At 67.1% G+C, this 18,098-nt stretch carries 18 protein-coding genes; 12 read left to right on the top strand and 6 right to left on the bottom strand.

Annotation, left to right across the window (positions count from 1 at the left end; genetic code table 11):
• Positions 1-78 precede the first annotated feature (78 nt).
• The 3 genes from R2J75_RS13455 to R2J75_RS13445 form a co-directional block, all read right to left on the bottom strand.
• Positions 79-1,512, bottom strand: a complete 1,434-nt coding sequence (locus tag R2J75_RS13455; protein WP_243346249.1) for a M48 family metalloprotease — start codon at positions 1,510-1,512, stop codon at positions 79-81.
• Between the two features lie 125 nt (positions 1,513-1,637).
• Complete coding sequence (locus tag R2J75_RS13450; protein WP_243334969.1) at positions 1,638-2,084, bottom strand: hypothetical protein; 447 nt, start codon at positions 2,082-2,084, stop codon at positions 1,638-1,640.
• Position 2,085: 1 nt separating this feature from the next.
• Entirely contained in the window at positions 2,086-3,627 is a 1,542-nt protein-coding gene (locus R2J75_RS13445) for a hypothetical protein (RefSeq protein WP_316410373.1), read from the bottom strand.
• Between the two features lie 467 nt (positions 3,628-4,094).
• On the opposite strand from R2J75_RS13445, the gene R2J75_RS13440 reads away from it, so the two are divergent.
• From R2J75_RS13440 to R2J75_RS13415, 6 genes are read left to right on the top strand one after another with little or no spacing between them, the layout of a single operon-like run.
• Positions 4,095-4,580: a thermostable hemolysin gene (locus R2J75_RS13440; RefSeq protein ID WP_316411606.1), complete on the top strand. Its 486-nt coding sequence runs from the start codon at positions 4,095-4,097 to the stop codon at positions 4,578-4,580.
• Between the two features lies 1 nt (position 4,581).
• Entirely contained in the window at positions 4,582-6,147 is a 1,566-nt protein-coding gene (locus R2J75_RS13435; RefSeq protein WP_316410372.1) for an AMP-binding protein, read from the top strand.
• 13 nt (positions 6,148-6,160) lie between these two features.
• Positions 6,161-6,511, top strand: a complete 351-nt coding sequence (locus tag R2J75_RS13430; protein ID WP_243346253.1) for a darcynin family protein — start codon at positions 6,161-6,163, stop codon at positions 6,509-6,511.
• 4 nt (positions 6,512-6,515) lie between these two features.
• Entirely contained in the window at positions 6,516-7,433 is a 918-nt protein-coding gene (locus tag R2J75_RS13425) for a ferritin-like domain-containing protein (protein WP_316410371.1), read from the top strand.
• Positions 7,424-8,863, top strand: a complete 1,440-nt coding sequence (locus R2J75_RS13420; protein WP_316410370.1) for an MFS transporter — start codon at positions 7,424-7,426, stop codon at positions 8,861-8,863. Before R2J75_RS13425 ends, R2J75_RS13420 begins: the two co-directional genes overlap by 10 nt.
• Positions 8,860-9,750 carry a TauD/TfdA family dioxygenase gene (locus tag R2J75_RS13415; RefSeq protein ID WP_316410369.1) on the top strand — a complete coding sequence of 297 codons (891 nt, stop codon included), beginning with the start codon at positions 8,860-8,862 and terminating at the stop codon, positions 9,748-9,750. Before R2J75_RS13420 ends, R2J75_RS13415 begins: the two co-directional genes overlap by 4 nt.
• 447 nt (positions 9,751-10,197) lie before the next feature.
• Here R2J75_RS13415 and pcm read toward each other — a convergent pair whose 3' ends face one another.
• Positions 10,198-10,866, bottom strand: coding sequence for a protein-L-isoaspartate O-methyltransferase (gene pcm, locus R2J75_RS13410; RefSeq protein WP_279341919.1), 669 nt, complete (start codon positions 10,864-10,866; stop codon positions 10,198-10,200).
• Between pcm and R2J75_RS13405 the strand changes: the two genes are divergently transcribed.
• Together R2J75_RS13405 and R2J75_RS13400 are read left to right on the top strand one after the other, a co-directional pair.
• Positions 10,865-11,719, top strand: coding sequence for a DUF2911 domain-containing protein (locus tag R2J75_RS13405; RefSeq protein ID WP_243332746.1), 855 nt, complete (start codon positions 10,865-10,867; stop codon positions 11,717-11,719). The two genes, pcm and R2J75_RS13405, sit on opposite strands and share 2 nt — an antisense overlap.
• Before the next feature lie 2 nt (positions 11,720-11,721).
• Positions 11,722-12,231: a hypothetical protein gene (locus tag R2J75_RS13400; RefSeq protein ID WP_316410368.1), complete on the top strand. Its 510-nt coding sequence runs from the start codon at positions 11,722-11,724 to the stop codon at positions 12,229-12,231.
• A 6-nt stretch (positions 12,232-12,237) separates the two neighbouring features.
• Here the strand turns inward: R2J75_RS13400 and R2J75_RS13395 are convergent, their stop codons facing one another.
• Both R2J75_RS13395 and R2J75_RS13390 read right to left on the bottom strand, forming a co-directional pair.
• Positions 12,238-12,906 (bottom strand): radical SAM protein, encoded by a 669-nt coding sequence (locus R2J75_RS13395; protein WP_243332758.1) that lies wholly within the window; start codon positions 12,904-12,906, stop codon positions 12,238-12,240.
• 12 nt (positions 12,907-12,918) lie between these two features.
• A complete protein-coding gene (locus tag R2J75_RS13390) occupies positions 12,919-13,650 on the bottom strand; it encodes an SDR family oxidoreductase (RefSeq protein WP_243332760.1) in 732 nt (243 codons plus the stop codon).
• Positions 13,651-13,664: 14 nt separating this feature from the next.
• Between R2J75_RS13390 and R2J75_RS13385 the strand changes: the two genes are divergently transcribed.
• From R2J75_RS13385 to R2J75_RS13370, 4 genes are read left to right on the top strand one after another with little or no spacing between them, the layout of a single operon-like run.
• Positions 13,665-16,220, top strand: coding sequence for a SpoIIE family protein phosphatase (locus R2J75_RS13385; protein WP_243332762.1), 2,556 nt, complete (start codon positions 13,665-13,667; stop codon positions 16,218-16,220).
• Positions 16,217-16,732 (top strand): hypothetical protein, encoded by a 516-nt coding sequence (locus R2J75_RS13380; protein ID WP_243332764.1) that lies wholly within the window; start codon positions 16,217-16,219, stop codon positions 16,730-16,732. Before R2J75_RS13385 ends, R2J75_RS13380 begins: the two co-directional genes overlap by 4 nt.
• Positions 16,733-16,734: 2 nt before the next feature.
• Positions 16,735-17,529, top strand: a complete 795-nt coding sequence (locus tag R2J75_RS13375; protein WP_316410367.1) for a SirB1 family protein — start codon at positions 16,735-16,737, stop codon at positions 17,527-17,529.
• Entirely contained in the window at positions 17,529-18,098 is a 570-nt protein-coding gene (locus R2J75_RS13370) for a hypothetical protein (protein WP_243332767.1), read from the top strand. Before R2J75_RS13375 ends, R2J75_RS13370 begins: the two co-directional genes overlap by 1 nt.

The following is an 18,098-nucleotide window of genomic DNA, read 5'->3' as shown; positions in this document are numbered from 1 at the left end:
ATTCGGCGCTTCTCGGCGCACGGGTCGTTACTTTCCTTTGCGGGTCTTCCCCCAAATTTGAAGGGTTGAGGTCATCCTTCACACCTGCCTGAAGGGCCTGCGCTCCCCATTGGGCAAGACCACCGTCAGGACCGGGGGCCGGAAGACGTACTTCCCTGGCACTGACAGGTCGAAGCCGATGAGCATGTGCTCCATGCAGGGGTTGTTCCGGATCCTGGTCACCGCTGCGTATGTGCGCCACCCACCGTTGGCGGGACCCGCCGGCACCTCGACCGGGATGGAGTACGCGGTCAGTGGATCCGGGTTGTTGCGCACGGTCATGGCGCTCTGGGTCAGGGAAAGGAAAGCCTCCTTCCCGCTGAGGCTTCCCCGGCCCTCATAGAGCACGTCCCAGGTCATCTCGAGGTCGCAATCCCCGGGGAAGCAGTCGGGACCCATGCGGCCCATGGCCCTGAGCAGGGAGGGCTGGCCCAGACTGATCCGAGGATAGTGAATCAGGATCTTGCCGGGTTCATTCCTGCCCGGAAGGAAGACGGCTGAGGCTTCCGATCCGGGAGCGGTGACAAGGCACCAGCTCTGGGGGAGGGTGGTCGATTTCATGTCGGATCCAAAGGTGAGGGAATAAGGGATCCGCCCTGGAGAAGCCCAGAGCAGGGTTCCGAGGACGCCGAAAAGCAAGAACTGGCGCAAGAGGGGAGGGACCCCATTCCCGGACCCTTCCGGAAAGCACGTGGACGGCTGGGCCTGGGCGGGAGGATAGAACGCCCTGATCTCGGAAAGATGCCTGGCCGCATCGGGGACCAGCCGCCAGGCTTCGCGGTCGGCCAGATCCTCCTTGATGCCATCTTCGGCCTGAACCCACCTGCGCACAGGCGTCCCCAACCAAGCCATCGCCTTGGACCAGCGCCTGAACAGCCAGCTGTTCGTCCATCGGAACTTCCCCAGGGACGTGCCACCGAAGAACCACTCCCAGGGGAGCAAGGCCCCGTAAAGGAGAAGGAGGAGCTTGCGCAGGTGATCGCCGCGCTTGAAATGGGCCAGTTCGTGGGCGAGGACTGCGCGCAGGCATTCAAGGGGCTGGCCGAATCCGGCCGGAACGGTTTCCCACCATGGGTCCCTCCCCCGGAACGCTTCTGGAACAAGCCCAGCCTCAAGGCAGATGCGCGGGCGAAGGCCACCAAGCAGATGGGCAATGTTTGCGATCTTGGAAAGGTGGAGGGTGGGCCCCGGGAGCCACCTCATCCAAAGGGGAGGCGCCAAGCGCCTCCTGAGGTCCTCCATGCCCAGGGCCTCCCGGAAGGCGGGCTCGGCGATCCTCGCCATCCCGGGGCTGGATTCGGCATCCGCGAAGGCGCTGTGTGCGATCATCTCCGCCAGCCAGCGAATGAAGATCAGCAGGACCAGGGCGACGAGGACGATCTCCCGGCCCAAGAGGGGGGAGGCCCAGTGGCTCCATCGCTCGGGCCCCGTCCGCTTCAAAAAACAGGTGACGAGGAGGGCGAGGGGAAACAACAGGAGGGCTCGGCGGACCACCCCGAGCCCCAGGTCCCGCGCGCTCCGCCGGCCTTCCAGGACCCAACGCCCCACCCACGCCGCCAGGAGGCAGGCCGCGGGAAAATAGAGCAGGACAAGCCAACTCACGGGAGTTGCCTCTTCCGGGCCCGCCGCTCGGCGAGCATCTCGTCGATCGTCCCATCCTCCACAAGGCCCTGGAGCTGGCCGACCAGCTGCCTTGGATCGGAAATCATCAGGCATCCGTCCACGAAGGGCTGCAGGACCTCGAACAGCTCCTTGCGCCGCTGCTTTGCGAACGCCGCGCCATCCAGCACCCAGAGGGTCTCCCGCCCGGCGGCGTCGCGCTGGTGCACCAGGCCCTTTTCCTTAAGGAAGGCAAGGACGCTGTAGATGCGATGGTAAAGGGCCCGTGGGGCCGGATGCGCCTCGAGGTCCCAGAGTTGCATCCGTTCGATCTCCCGCTGCATTTCGGCGATGGTGATGCCCTGTTCATGGAGTTCCAACAACCGGATGACAACCGGCAGGCTGTCCGGAAGGCGGTTACTGCGGGCCAATCGGGCATGTGGCATTTCAGATCCCATCCGTCGGCGCCGACTCCCACTTCAGGTCGATCAAGGCAGGCTTGAAGCCGTTGCGGAGGTACCAGGCGATGAAACGCTCCACCTCCCCTTCCGGGATGGGCGGGACGGCGGACGATTCCACGCGGGCCACCCGATAGTTCCGGAACTCGATCTTCCAGCCATCGGGAATGAACAGGAGGGGGCCGTAGACCACGTTCCTGGAGTCCTTTATCGTGCGCACGTCCGTATCGATCCGCATGGGCAGTTCCAGGACACCTCGACTCCCCTCTTCGCCGAGAAAGACGTTGCGGGTGTAGAAGGTGTGCAGCCTCTGCTGGCCGTCCACGTCGATGGTTCCCTGCTCGGAGGCGGCCACTTTCACGGCAGGAAGTTCGGTCGCGGATGGCGTCTTTTCCAGGACGTTCCATTCCAGGGATATCTGGATGGCCTTCGCCCCGAAAGGGATCAGCTTCTCATGTTCAAACAGGCCCAGGGGAACCCGGATCGTCGCGCAGCCCGAATGCGCGCTTGCATCGGTGGTATCGACAAGCAGGCCATCGGGGAGAAGGCCGCCCTCGCCTGGAATCGCCTTGAACTTGACGGAGGGGTCGAATCCATGGGGAGAAAAACCGATGATCTGCTTCTTCATAAGGAATCTCAAAAGCTCTGTCGAGTCCACCCCACCGGCCCTGGAGGCGACCCAGGACAGGATGGCCAGGGGGATTATCACTGACAGAATCCAATATGGCAACTTATTAGCATCTATGTCCATTTTTTGGGACTTTTTTATGTATTGAAAATTGAACCCGATACCCATTTGAAAATAAGCATGACCTGACATGATTGAGGTTTGAGCTACATATGTCTGATCACCTGACTGTCCGTACCGTTCGGCCAATTCCCGTTCGATGGACCGGCGAATGGGACCCACGATCGGCAAGAGCAACAGGTTGGCCTGGGAGAGCCACCACAGGAGCATGAACGCGAGGTAACGCCGCGACCGGACCATTCCGGCCAGGGCCTCCAGCATTGGCAGGACCCTATCCTCAGGCTGGGCCGCAAGTTCCACCGGCACGTAGATGCGGTTCGGATTCAACCCTACAAGCACCGGCTGCGGCAGGTTCTCCGTCAGGAGCAGCGGAACCCGCAATCCCAGCCTGGCGTCCAGACCTCCCTGCAGTTGCCGAAGGCCCGCCCGGGCCTCCTTGAACCGCCGCGCCGATTCCCGGGAGGCGTGGAGATCCGTTTCACTCGCACAGCGCCCCAGGTCCTTCTGCGCCTTCACCTGGGATCCGACCCGGATGAGCCCCGCGACGGCCAGAGCGCCCGCAATGGAGAGAACGGCCATCCCCAGGATGTACTGGGAATCCCTGTGCCTCAGGTAGCCCGCATCCTGTCGGCACGGAACAGCGAAGGGGAGGAACTGGGTGGCTACGAACGCATAGCCCATGACCAGCCCAGGCGCCGACTTTCGATTGAAGCCGCCCGGCCTTCGCACCCACCACCCGTAGAACCAGAAAACCAGATACCAGAGAACCAGGTGAAGGGACATGTATTCGCATAATTTCCAAATCATATAAACACCACGTTATCCGACATGCATTCATAATCAGAAACCACCACAATATTAATAATATGCATAAGATAGTTACTATATTTTTATATATATTTTGTGACTCATGCCCCGCTATTTTATGGTCATTTTTTTGTTGCCATTTCTCCGAGAAACACTCACATTGAGGCCCATGGTTGGGCCATAGATGCTATCAGATCGTTGGGTCTCGCCTGCATTTCAAAATTTAATGATTTTTTAAACCATTAAATACAAGTGAGCGATCATCAATCAATCGCTGCTTGGTCGGAGGCCACAATTGCGAATCTTCCAGCTCGTCAATCCGGGTGACCCCGGGTTTGCCAAGGCATTGGGCCTGATCCGGTCCACCTATGCCAAGGCCTTTCATTCCGAAATCTCCCCCAGGCCAACCCTGGTTCTGACCCTTTCCGAGTCAGGAGAGGGAGATCAGGAACTGCTGGCCTGCGTCACCTTGTCGGCTGGCGATGAGCGGCCCTTTTTTCTCGGAGCATTACTTCCACGAGCCGGCGGAATCCGCCTTCAGCCGGGCCCTGGGGGGCCCCGTGGACCGGAACCAGATCCTTGAGGTCGGGGGGCTGGCGGCGACCCGGAACGGCGCCGGCAAGGACCTGGTGAGCCATACGCCCTGGTTCGTCCTCGGGCTCGGGTACCGTTTCGGGCTTGTGACCGCCACGCGGCAGGTACGCCATCTTCTCAGCAAGGCGGGCATGGAATTCCTTCCCATCGCCGCGGCGGACCGGGCCGCCCTGCCCCAAGCCGACCAATCCGTCTGGGGGGACTATTACGAGAATGACCCCATCACGGGCGTGATCGACTTCCTCGCTTCCTGCCAGGAGGTGGCCACCAGGCGAATGGCCAAGTACCAGGTCGGAGACATGCTGATGCGGATCCGGGAAAGGAAGGCGGGCTGAAATGCGTCAGCGCCTCCTTCATCGCCTCCTCACCAGCGATGCTCCGGCCGTCCAGAGGCTGGGATCGCCTGAAGCCTTGTCCTATCGTCAACTCGGCTGCGCTGTCGCGGCCCTTCAGGGCCTGCTGATCCGGGAAACCGCGTCCAAAGCAAAGCCCCGGCTGCGCGTGGGCCTTTTCATGCCCAACGGGCCGGAGTGGGTGTGCGCTGACCTGGCCCTGCTGCTGGCCGGGCATTGTGAGATCCCCGTCCCGCTGGAGTTCACACCCGAGCAGGCCAGTTCTCTGCTGAAGGACGTGGATGTGTGTCTGGTCACACCCGCTGAACGGGATGCCCCCCAGATGGCCTGCGTCCCTCGGCAGCGAAGAATCGTCGTGCGGCTGGAGAACCTGCATTGCAAACCGGGCGAGAGCTTGTCCATGGCTTCGGATCCCGCCCGGCCTCCCCGCGACCCTGCCATCGCCAAGGCCATCCACACCTCGGGTACGACTTCTGAGCCCAAGGGTGTCCTGCTCTCCTTCAAGGCTATCGAGGCGAAGGTTGACACGCTGTCCACCCTGATCGGTGAGAGCCGGCTCCGGCGGTATCTCAGCCTCGTGCCCCTGAGCCTGCTCCTGGAGCAGATCTGCGGAATCTACCTGACCCTCTCCGCAGGAGGGACCCTGATCCTGCTTCCGACCGGGGAGAAACCCCTCACGGGTGGTGGCCACCCGGCTGGGCATTTCATTCCCTTCCTTCGGAAAGCGCAGCCGACATTCATGGTCGTGCCCCCCGCCGTGGTGGAAGCCATGAAGGACCATGCCCTCGAAGGATGCCTCGCAAACCTGCCGCTCAGGCTCGATCTTTTCGGCACTCCGTTCCCGCCGCTCATCGCCTGCGGCGGCGCCCCCATCGCCCGCACCACCCTTGAGACCCTGGCCGGCCTGGGGCTGGACATTTTCGAAGGCTACGGCCTCAGTGAAACGGCCTCCGCCGTCTCCTGGAACCTGCCCGGCAGCGCCAAGCTCGGGTCCGTTGGACGTCCCCTCCCGGACTGCGAGGTCGCCCTTTCCGGGGAAGGCGAACTCCTCGTGCGCACTTCCACCCCCTTTTCGGGCTACCTGGGCGCCGATCCCGGCGCCTGTGCCGTGAGGCCCGACGGATTCCTGGAAACCGGCGACCTGGCCTCGATCGACGAGGATGGGTTCATCCACATCCGGGGCCGGAGGAAGAACGTCTTCATCAACAGCGCCGGCCGAAATGTCTCTGCGGAATGGATCGAAGGGATCCTGGCGGGAATGCCGGAGATCCAGGCTGCAGTGGTGTTCGGGGAAGGACAGGCCCATCCCGTCGCCATGATCGTCCCCGGGGCCCGGGCCAGCCCCGAGGCCGTGCTCCGGGCCGTCGCCAGGGCCAATGCTCGATTGCCGGACTACGCGCGCATCCGGAACTTCACCACACGGCCCCCTGGCTCCAGGGACCTCCAGCCCTTCTTCACCATCACGGGCCGCCCTCGCCGCGACCAGCTGGGCGCGGCCTTTTCACAGACGATCGCCGAGCTGAGCCGCTCCATTCATCCACACCTTTGAAGGATTGAGATCCATGAACTACGCAGCAATGATGAGCATCAAGTATTCCAGCGACTGGCTCGCGATGCCCCGGAAGGACCGGAACCGATTCAACGAGGAGATCCTCGCGCCCATTCTCGCGAGGTTCGCCGGGAAAGTGAGCGTGCGATTCTTCGACGCCGAGGCGTTCTCTGCCGATGTCTCCGACTTCGCCCTGTTTGAATTCGGAGATCCGAAGGACTACTACTTCCTGATCGAGGAACTGAGGGACACCGAACTCTATACCAAGGAGTGGCTGTCCGTGAAGGGGATCCTCCTGGGGATCGAGGATGGCTACCAAGCCTTCGAAACCACGGCGGCAGCCCATTCAGGTCAGGGAGCGTGATGCCATGGACTCCATCCAGACCATCACAGACATCAACCAGCGCCCGGACTTGCGGACCTTCCACCCGGATGCCCTGCCATGGCCTTCCAAACTGGACCCTGCCGAGCATGCGTTCTGCAGTCGCGTGTGCGGGTTCCCGACGATTCGCATGAACGAATCCCGCGCATATTGGGGCAAGGAACTTGCCCAGCTGGCTGACATCGAGCGCCATGTTTCGATCTGCCTCGGCCTCATCAGCGGCTTTGCATCGGACTCCGGGCTGCTGGGCGGGGTCCCGATGATGAACGCGATGCTCCGCTTCGCAGCGGAGGAATACCAGCACGCCAACATGTTCTACCGCTACGTGGAACTCCTCATCGGACAACCCCTCGATCTCTCGGGGGAATCGCTTGAACACCGCCTTGGCCTTTTCCTGGGCCCGGAATCCCCGGGAGCCAAGCTCGTTGCGCTGCTCGCCTCCGCCTATCCGGGGGAGACGGTGATCACCCTCTTCGAGCATCGGGTCCGACTGTTCGACCCGACCCAGCGCCACTTCGCCACCCGCATGCTGGTGGCTCACGGGCTGGATGAGGCCCGCCACATCCAGTTCGACCATTATGTCCTGGGCCAGCTCGCGCCATCCCTGGACGATGGGGAATGGGCGGACGCCCGACGCCTATGCAGGAACATGGAGGCGGCCAACCACGCCCTCGCGGAGCGCTATGAGGCCCGGATGCGTCAGATCCTGCCCTGCGAATTTGTGGAGGGGAATACCGCGGCCCGGATCCAGCGCCACTTCTCCCAGAAGCTCCTAAGGGAAACCCTGGCGGGCCGAACCTTCCGATTGGCGGACCAGGCCCTGTCCAGCCAGGACCGGGCCTTGGTGATGGACTTCACCGGGAGGGCGTCCATCCACCCGGGAGGAGGCTCAACGTGGCACTGAACGCATCCGCCTCCTCTGCCGGTATTGTCATGGGCGTGAGCCTGGCCGCCCTGCTCCTGGCCGCCATGGATAGCACCGTGGTGAGCACCCTCCTCCCTGCCATGATGAGGGATCTGGGGGGATCAGGGACTGCCCCGTGGCTGGTTTCCGGATTCATCCTGGCCCAGACCTTGGCAGCGCCCCTGTTCGGGAGCCTGTCGGACGCCGTCGGAGTTCGTACGGCATTCGCCTTGGCCTGCATTCTCTTTGCGATGGGCTCTGGCTGGGTGGCCTTGGCGCCCAGCGTCTCCATGGCCATCGCCGCCCGGATCCTCCAAGGCCTCGGCGCCGGTGGCATCGTCATCCTTGTCTATACCTTCGTCGCGCAGGCCAGCGGCCCCAACGACCGGCCGAAACGGCAGGGGATGATCAGCGGCATCTGGGGCATCGCGGCCATCCTGGGCCCTCTGCTGGGAATGGCCGTCGAATTCATGGCCGGATGGCGGTGGGTCTTCCTCCTGAACCTGCCCATCCTCGGAGTACTCCTGTATCTGCTCCTGACCCGGCTCCCCACCCTTGATCAGCCGGCGGGCACACCAGCCCTGGATCCGGTCGGGCTTGTACTGATTTCCCTGGGTGTGACCGCAGGGCTCCTGGCCATGACCCCGGCATCCACGGGTCTGGCCGCCCCATGGCGGACCATCTGCATCCTGGCCGCCGCTGGCATTGCAGGTGTCCTTGCGGTCCGATGCCTTTCGAAGGCTCCTGAAAGGACGGCCCTCATCTCTGGGCCTGGGATGGCGGCGATCGGGGCCACGGCGGCCGCGGCGTTCATCCTCTATGCCACCATCACTTTCCTTCCCATTTTCCTCCAAACCGACCTGCACAAGCCGGTCGCCGCAGCCAGCATGATTGTCCTGGCGGGTTCCCTGGGCTGGGTCCTCGGGTCGTTGGCCTGTGGGCGAGTCCTGGCCAAGCTGGGGTACCGCAAGGTGGCTCTGGCAGCAGCCGTCCTCATGGCCACCGCCTGCGCCCTCCTCGGGCTCAGCGCCCTCATGGAATGGTGGCTTGGGCTGATGGGCGCCGAGTTCCTGCTGGGCCTGGGAATGGGCGGAGTCGCCAATACCACTCTCCTCGCAGCGCAGAACCATTCGGCCCCGGGGAGGCTGGGGACCACGACCGGGACGATCCAACTGGCCCGGTCCCTGGGAGGCGTCATCGGAGTCAACCTGTTTGCGGCCCTCACCAACCTGATGAACTCCAGTACGCCATGGGCCCTGAGCATGGGGTCGTCCGCCCCCGGAACCCAGGGTTATGCCCTGGCTCTGTTCAGCCTGTTGCCTGTCGCGGCCCTGGCGGCCATCGCCGCCCTGAAGCTGCCCATCACCTATGCCACGGCCGGGAAGGAAATGTCCTCATCCACTGCCGCCGGGACAGGAGAACAATCATGAGAGCCAACGGGTTCAAGCTTGGTTCCGCGCCAGGCTTCGACATCATCGCCACCGAACATGGGCATTCGATCCTGGATATTCCCCAGACGTTGCTTCTCAGGCAATTAAAGCGCCGGGGTGCCGTCCTGTTCAGGGGATTCCGGGTCGATCTGGGGACCTTTTCGGCCTTCGTCCGAAAGGCCAGCCACAGGACCGCCATCGATCCCGCCAGGGCATGGTTCGCACCGGACGTACAACGGGTCGACGCAGGGACCGCCGCCGTCGGCCTCCATTGCGAGAACGGCACGACGCCCCGGGTCCCCGATGTGGTCTGGTTCTATGCTGCCATTGCCGCCCGGGAGGGGTCCCAGACCACCCTGTGCGAGGGACGGGCCGTCTGGTACCGGCTTGCCCCCGCTGTGAAACGCCTGTTCCTGGACCACCAGGTCCTCTACGAGCGCACCGTGCCCGAGGACCTCTGGACCCGCTACCTTCAACACGAAATGCCCAGCCTGCCGGAAGGCTCCCGACTGGACCAGGCCCAGGTCGACCGGTTTTGCGCGTCGGTGCCCGGAACGAGGATGACCGTCAACCTGGACCGGAGCCTTAGCGTGTCCGTGTGCGCCGCCCTGGCCCACCCCACTCGGTTCAGCCCCCGGATCGCCTGGGCCAACAGTCTCCTCGGGCCCTCCTACAACTACCAGGCGCCGCGCATCACGCTGGACAACGGACGCCCCATCCCTGCCTGGGCCATGGAGGAGATCACCCGGGTCACGGATGCTTGCACCGAGGCCATCCCCTGGCAGGATGGGGACGTGGTCGCCATCGACAACACGCGAACCATGCATGGGCGAAGAAAGATCCTGGATTGCCGCAGGACTTTGTATACGGCCCTGTCTTATGTGTGAAGTGGGACCATGGACTCTGGCTGGGTTGAAATTCATCGTGAGGATTCGTTATTTTTTCCCTACCCTGTGGAAGGATGGATTTGCCCATGCGTGGCGATCGGCAAAAACGTCGATCCCGATCGCTTATCGCTCCTGCACGCAGTGAGGGTGATTCGCCGCAAGCTGCCGCGTTTCGCGTCTCTCCCCCCCTCGGGAGAGGCCGGCATGCCATCAGAGCGTCCGATCTGAGCTGCTGAGCGAACCTGCAGGCTGTAGCCGCGACCCAATGAACCCCAGGGCCATCAAGAGGAAGATGAGCAGCTGACCGACCCGACTACGAAGTCGAGCCGGGACAAGGCGAGTCGAATTCGAAATCGAAGTCATGGACCCACCTCAGCCCCGGTACCGGAAACCCCCAAAGGGCATCGCCGGCGGCCTCGGTGATTCATTGTACCGACCGTATTGACCCTAGGCGGGTGCCCGGAGGGGCACGAAGGCCACCGGGAGGAGGGCCAGGTAGCGGGGCCCCTCGGGGCCCCGCCGCGCCAGCACCAGGTCCTGGCGGCCGGAGCGCTCCAGGGGCAGGAGGATGCGGCCCGCGGGCGCCAGCTGGTCCCACCAGGCGGCCGGGATGGCCTCCGCGGCGCAGCTGGCCAGGATGGCGTCGAAGGGGGCGGCCTCCGGCCAGCCGAACCGGCCATCCCCGCAGCGGAGGGTGACCGGGGGGCCGCCCAGGGCCGCCAGGGTCCGGCAGGCCCGGGCGACCAGGGCGGCCTCCAGCTCGATGCCATGGACCGAACCCGCGAGGCGGGCGAGGACCGCGGCCATGTACCCGCAGCCCGACCCCACCTCCAGCACCCGCTCTCCGCCCCGGAGGCCGAGGGCCTCGGCCATGAAGGCGACGATGTAGGGCTGGCTGATGGTTTGGCCGAAACCCAGGGGCAGGGGCCGGTCGGCGTAGGCCAGGCCGGCCAGGGCGGGCTCCAGGAAGGCGTGGCGGGGCACGGCGGCCATGGCCGCCAGCACCCGGGGATCCGCCACCCCCCGGTCCCGGATCTGCTCCGCGATCATCCGGGCCCGCTCAGATTCCTGATCGGTGGTGTAGGATATCGGAGCCTTCCATCCAGGAGCATCCATGCGCGCGCTTCCCTTCTTCGTCGCCCTTCCGGCCGCCCTGGCCCTCCAGGCCCAGCCCACGGTCGTCAAGCCCTACCAGCCCAGCCCCGCCGCCAGCGTCTCCCAGGACCTCGGCGCCAGCACGGTGAAGATCGACTACAGCAGCCCCGCCGTCAAGGGGCGCAAGATCTGGGGCGGCCTCGTCCCCTACGACCACATCTGGCGGGCCGGCGCCAACAACGCCACCGTGTTCACCTTCAGCGACCCCGTGAAGATCGGCGGGAAGGAGCTGGCGGCGGGCTCGTACGCCTTCTTTGCCGTGCCGGGGGAGAAGGCGTGGAAGCTCATCTTCAACCGCAACCCCAAGCAGTGGGGCGACTACACCCACAAGGACGAGGAGGACGTGGTCAGCTTCGAGGTGAAGCCCATGCCCATGCCCCACCTCCAGGAGCGGCTCACCTACGCCCTCGCCGTGAAGAGCGACACCGCCCTGGTGGCGACCCTGGCCTGGGAGAAGGTGGCCGTGGCCTTCGAGATCGGCCTGGACGCTCCGGGCCTCTACTGGGCCTACCTGAACCGCACCCTCGCCGGCGCGAAGCCCGACGAGTACGTCCCCTTCCTCCGGGGCGCCCGCTACTGCCTGGACAGCGGCACCCACCTGGACCAGGGCCTGGCCTGGGCCGACCAGTCCATCAAGGCCAAGGAGACCTACGGCAACCTGGAGACCAAGGCCCGCCTCCTCCACAGGACGGGGCGCGCCGCCGAGGCCCTGCCGCTCCTGAAGAAGGCCCTGGACCTGGCCGTGGCCGCCCAGGTCCCCCAGGACTACACGGACGGCCTGAAGAAGACCCTCGCGGACTGGCAGGGCAAGTAGGGGTGGCCGACGATTTCCTGGCCCGCATCCCGGGCCTGCCCGAACCGGACCTGCGCGCCTACCTCGCCGGCGCCCGCCGCTACCGGCGGGAGGCCGTCGAGGCGGCGGCGGCCGAACTCCAGCGCCGGGGCCTGCCCCTCTCCCCCGGGGAATGGGCGGCGCTCCGGCCGGAGCCGGAGCCGCCCCGCACCGGCCTCTTCCGGGACGCGGCGGGGCCGCGGCTGCCCCGGATCCGCCTCGTCACCGGCCTGATCCTGGGCGCCGGCGCCGCCGGGGCCCTGGCCGCCCGGATCTGGGCCGTCCGCCAGGACCTGCCCTTCGAGCTCGAGCCCACCGACAGCAAGGTCTACCTGCGGCAGATGGAGATGGTGGCCGGGAAGTCCAACCTGGTCGCCAGCCAGCTGCGCCACGGGTGGGAGGCCCTCTGGGCCCCCCCCGCGCTCCCCTGGACCCTCCTCGTCCTCGCCCTGGCGCTGGCCGGGGCCTTCTGGCGGGTCACCACCCGGCCCTGAGTCCGGTCAGACGCCCCGGGTCTCCGCCCCCCAGACGAGCTTGTGCAGCTGGAGCTGGAAGCGCACGGGGAGGCCATCCGCCACGATGCGCTCCGCCAGCCAGGCCGGGTCCAGGGCGCCCCACACGGGGCTGAAGAGCACGTCGAACCGGTCCAGGACGCCCTTCTCCAGGCACCAGGCCCGGGCCCAGGCGTAGTCCGCCTCCGAGGTCAGCACCAGCTTCAGCTCGTCCTGGCCGGGCACCAGGTGGGCCAGGTTGGACTCCAGCCACCGGGCGGATTCCCCGCTGCCGGGGGTCTTCCGGTCCACGATCTTCACGACCCGGGGGTCCACCCGGCCGATGTCGTGGCTGCCGGCGGTCTCCAGGGCCACCTCGTAGCCCGCGTCCAGGAGCGCCGACAGGAGGGCCGGCGCGTCGGGATGGGCCAGGGGCTCGCCCCCGGTCAGCTCCACGAAGGGGGCATTGGGGCCCTTCCCCGGGGCGCCCGCCATGGACCGCACCCGGGCCAGGATGGCCTCCAGGTCCATGAATTCCCCCTCATGGAAGGCGTAGGTGGTGTCGCAGTAGCTGCAGCGGAGGGGGCACCCGGTGAGGCGGATGAACACGCAGGGCCGGCCGGCCCTGGAGCCTTCGCCCTGGATGGAATGGAAGATTTCATTGACTTTGAAGCGCAAGCGTCCGACTCCTTAGATCCAGCGGGTGCCGCCGTCCAGGGTGATGACCTCCCCGGTGAGGTAGGGGCTCTCGGCGGCGAAGGTGAGGCTCCGGGCCAGGTCCTCCGGGGTGCCGATGCGCCCGGTCAGGCTCCGGGACGCCAGGAAGGCGGGGTCGTCCTGGGGGCCGGGCAGGGCGGTGCCCAGGGCGTGCCCCACCACCCGCACCCGGGGCGCCAGGGTCCGGGCGAGGCCCGGGACGAGGGCGGCGAGGCCGGCCTTGGCGGCGGAATAGGGGAGGCGCTTCCGGAAGGGCTTGTGGATGGCCGTGTCGAGGAGGAACTGGAGGCACCCGCCGTCCGCCAGGTGAGGGGCGACGGCCTGGGCGACCAGGAGGGGAAAGGTGAGGTTCACCCGCCAGAGGTCCTCGAGGTCCTGGGGGGTCCAGGCGCCCAGGGGCGTCTCGGGGAAGGTGCCGCTCACGACGACACACGAATTTAGGCGCACGCCGGCCGCCCCCAGGGCCTCGAGATCTGCCATCATCGAAGGGACAAGCGCGGGGCTTGCCGCATCCCAGAGCAAGCACCTCACGTGTGACTGTTTGGAAAGTTCAGAGATCCACGCTTCCTCGCCCTCCCAGGGCGCGGAGGACGTGAGGACCAGATCGTGCTCCGGGGCCAGGGCCTCCGCAAGCCTGCGGCCCAGCCGTCTCCGGCCTCCCACCAGCAGCCACCAGGTCCGGTTCTCCCCGTCGGTCTTCCCCATGCCCTAAGGTTACCTTGTCCCCCTCCCTTCGAGCCATCCGCTGGAAATTGGTCCTCAGCAGCGTCTTCGCGCTGGTGCTGGCCCTGGGCTCCTTCTACCTCAACAACTGGGTCTACGCCCCCTCGGACGACCAGTGCACCTGGAAGCCCGTGGGCAAACGGGTGGTCATCGCCGAGATCCTCCCCAACGGGGAGGCCGAGACGGCCGGCCTCCTGGACGGGGACGAACTCCTCTCCATCCACGGCCGGAAGGTGGACGCCCGTCACCTGACCGACGCCCAGCGGTACATCAACGCCCAGCCCGAGGGGCGCATCCTGATCTACACCGTGCTGCGCGAGGGGCGCATCCTCCGCCTGCCGGTGAAGATGGTCAAGAGCTTCGACCGCACGAGCCTGCTGGTCCTGGTGTCGGCCCTCGTGGCCTGGGCCATGGGCCTCCTGGTCGTGGTGTCCTCCCCCTCCCGGAAGATCGCGCGCCACTTCTACTACATCGGCATCGTCTCCCTCCTGGTGACCGTGCTGGTGGGGGTCGGGCCGGCCCTGGACGCGGTGTCGCTGCCCCTCCTCGTGCCGATGATCCTCACCTCGGCCCTGGCCCTGGGCCTGGCGCCCCCGCTGTGGCTCCACTTCTTCCTCCGCTTCCCGCACCCCTTCCCCCTGCGCACCAACCGGCACTTCCTGGCCGCCCTCTACGGGTTCTCCCTGGGCGGCGGCGTCCTGCTCGGCCTGCGGCTCCTGCTGCGCACCTTCGACCGGAACGAGTTCTTCCAGGAGGTGTTCGTCTACCTGGACCAGAGCTGGATCGGCCGGGTGGTGGGCATGGCCACCCCCGCGGTCGCCATCACCGGCCTGGTGCTCTTCTGGATCGGCGCCTTCAAGCTCCAGGGCAGGAAGCGGGCCGGCCTCATCCCCACCCTCCTGTTCTCCACGGCCATCATGGCCGACCTGTTCGCCTTCAACGTCCTGCAGCGGATCGCCGGGGCCAGCCTCATCTTCCAGCGGGAGGCGTGGATCTTCTTCCTGCCCCTGCCGCTCCTCCCCCTCTCCTTCGCCTACGCCATCTTCCGCCACGGGTTCTTCGACGTCCGCCGCGCCCTGCTCCGGTGGGTCACCTACTTCGGCGTCCTGGGGATCACCCTGGCCCTCTACCTGGGGGGCCTCGCGTACCTCTTCGCCCAGGGCATCCAGGTCGTCCCCTCCGCCTGGGTGGGCGTGCTCGTCGGCATCTCGGCCATCCCCATCGGGTGGCTCCTGAGGTGGATGCTCCAGGCCCTGCGCCGCATCTTCCGCCGGGACCTCCACACGGCCCGGGAGGTCATCCTGGGGAATCTGCGGGAGACCCGCAAGCGCTTCTCCGAGGAGGCCCTCCTCGCCAGCCTCGCGGACTCGATCCGGGAGGCCTACCGGCCCCACGTCCTCCTCATGCTGGGCGTGGACCAGCGCCGCCTCGTGCTGCCCCCCGTGCCCGACCCCGACCCCGAGGATCCCTTCGCCGAGCAGCTCGCCCGGCCCGCCGTCCTGGAACTCCCCCTGGACATCCTCCGCCACGCCCGGGAGAACCGCGAGGTCGTCCTGGGCATGGGGAGCGACGAGGCCGACTGGGTGCGGGAGCAGGGCGAGGCCCTGCGCGCCCACCTGGACGCGCTGGAGGTCCAGGTCCTCGCGCTGATCATGGTGAACGAGGAGCCCCACGCCGGCCTGATGCTCGGGGGCAAGTACGCCGAGCTCAACTACGGCCGCGAGGACCGGGAACTGCTGCGCGAGGTGGCCATCGCCGCCGGGCAGCTCCTCGAGACCGCGGTGCTCCACCGCCGGATGCTGGACCAGGGCCGCATCGAGCAGGAGCTCCAGACCGCCCGGGCCATCCAGGAAGGCCTGATCACCAGCGTCCCCCCCGACATGCCGGGCTTCCAGGCCGCCCTTCGCCTCAGCCCCGCCCTCGAGACCGGCGGCGACCTCCTCTGGGTGGGCCGCAGGCCCTCGGGGAGCTGGATCGCCGCCGTGGGCGACGTGAGCGGCAAGGGCCTCGCGGCGGCCCTCTACATGAGCCAGGCCATGGCCCTGCTGAAGATGGCGGCCCACCAGGAGGGGATGTCCTTCGAGGAGATCCTCCCCACCCTGGACCGCACCCTCCGGAGCCTCATGGGCCCCCGGGACTTCCTCACCCTCTCCCTCCTCGAGTGGGACCGGGACGGCCGCTACCGGACCGCCCGGGCCGGGCATCCGCCCCCGCTCCTCGTGAGCGGCGCCCAGGCCTGCGACGCCCGCGAAATGGAGATCCCCGGCCGCGGGCTGGGCCTCCGCCCCTGGCGGGACGGGAACTGGGTCGTCCAGGAGGGCGTCCTGGAATCCAGGCAGTGGCTGGTGATGTACAGCGACGGCCTCACCGAGGCCATGAACAGGCAGGGCGAACTCTACGGTGTGCGGCGCCTCCGGGACCAGGTCCAGCGGATCTGGGGCACGGGATCGGTGCGGGCCGCCTGCGAAGCCGTCTTCCACGACGTCACCGCCTTCGACGCCCAGAACCGGGATGACCGCACCCTCTTCATCCTCTCCAGGGAGTCCGCATGAACGAACCCCGACCCCGCACCGGCCTCCCCACCTGGCTGGGGGGGACGCTCCTCGTCCTCCTGGGCTTCCAGGTGGGCCTCCTGTGGATGCAGGGGAGCCTCCTGGAACGCCAGCACGGGGACCTGGTGGCCATGCGCCAGGACATCCAGGACCTCGCCGAGAGCCTCGACCAGCTCACCGGCGCCTACGACGGGAGCGAGGACGGGACCGCCCGGCCCTCCAGCGCCGCCCCGGCGGGACGCCGCCCCCTCGTGCGGGTGCGCCTGCAGGAGCAGGACAAGGATTCGAACGTGCCCAAGGACATCGCGGACCAGCGCCAGGCCGAGCGTGACGCCCTGGCCAAGGCCCGGGAGGTCCAGAGCCGCCTCTCCCTCGAAGAGAACGCCCGCAAGGCCGAGGAGAAGGCCCGCCGGGAGGCCGAGGGCCGGCGCTACCGCCCCCTCGTGTGGGGCGGCGTGATCGTGGCGCTGGCGGCCCTCTTCCTGCGATCCTGGCTGAGGAACCGGGGCTGAGCATGTCCTTCCACCAGTACCTCCAGGAAGACCCCGCCTGCGGCCGGCTCCTGGAGGGGGCCGTGGCCGCCGTCGGGCCCCTGATGGAGGACCCCGACCCGGCGCCGGTGGTGGCGGCCGTCGAGGCCTGGGCGGACACCCTCGCGGGCCGGATGCCCCTGCCCTGGAACGTGCACGCCGCGGTGGACGCCCTGAACCACTACCTCTTCACCGAACTGGGCCTGCAGGGCGACCGCGAGACCTACGACGACCCCGCCAACGCCGTCCTCCCCGCCGTCCTCCACCGCCGCCGGGGCATGCCCATCACCCTCTCCATCCTGTGGCTGGAGGCGGCCCGGAGGCTGGGCTTCCAGGCCCTGGGCATCGGGCTCCCGGGCCACTTCGTCACCGCCATCTCGCTGGACGTGGGACGCCTCTACTACGACCCCTTCAACGGGGGCCGGAGCATCGGGGAGACCGAGGCGGCCCGCCTCGTGACGCAGGCCACCGGGGGGCGCGCCGCCTTCCACCCCGCCATGCTGGCGCCCCTGGACAACCGCGCGATCCTCACCCGGCTCGTGCGCAACCTCCACATCCGCTTCGCCCGCACCGCCAACTGGGACGAAGCCCTGTGGACGGCCACCCACCTGGTGCTGCTCCAGCCCGAGGACGGGGGGGCCTACCGCGACCGCGCCTTCGTCCGCCTCAAGCGGGGCGACGAGGCGGAAGCCCTGGCCGACCTGCAGGAGGCCATCCGCCTCAGCCCCGAGGGCGACCCCGGGCTCGCGGCCTGGCTCGACAAGCTCCGGAGGGACTGATGGATCTCGCACGCTTCCTGGAACTCGCGCGCAACCACGGCTGGCAGGGCCTGTCCCTCTGGGGCGTGCTCCTGGCCCAGGCCCTCCTGTGGGCGGGCCTGGTGCGCCTGCACCTCGCCCTCCACCGGGAGGAGGCCCCCTGGGAGGAGTGCGTGGGGAAGATCCGCTCCGCCTTCCTGCGCCGGGTCAACGGCGAGGAGGAGCTGCAGGAGCTGAAGGTCCACGCCTACGCGCCCATCGTGGACAAGCTGGTCCGGATGAACTTCGCCGAGGCCAAGGCTCCGCTCATGGAGCGCTGGCTCCTCCTCAAGTGGAAGACGCAGGAATGCCTGCGCCCCTACTGGATCCGCTGGGGCCACCTGATCATCGCCTTCGGCGTCGTCGTGTGGTTCCTCAACGGCCTCCGCCTCGACCTCGGCCTGGACCCCCTCAAGCGCACGCCGTGCGACCCGCGCCTGCTGTGGGTCTGGCTGGGCTACTCCATGATCCTGGCCTGGAAGCTGGTGCGCCTCCACGGAAACCTCGTCCGCGTCCAGCGCTCCCTGCTCGTGCCCCGCCGGGACGAGTGA

It is taken from the genome of Mesoterricola sediminis, assembly GCF_030295425.1.
GTDB lineage: Bacteria > Acidobacteriota > Holophagae > Holophagales > Holophagaceae > Mesoterricola > Mesoterricola sediminis.
Note: the sequence above shows the minus strand (reverse complement) of the source record. Positions and strands in the feature narration are given on the sequence as shown.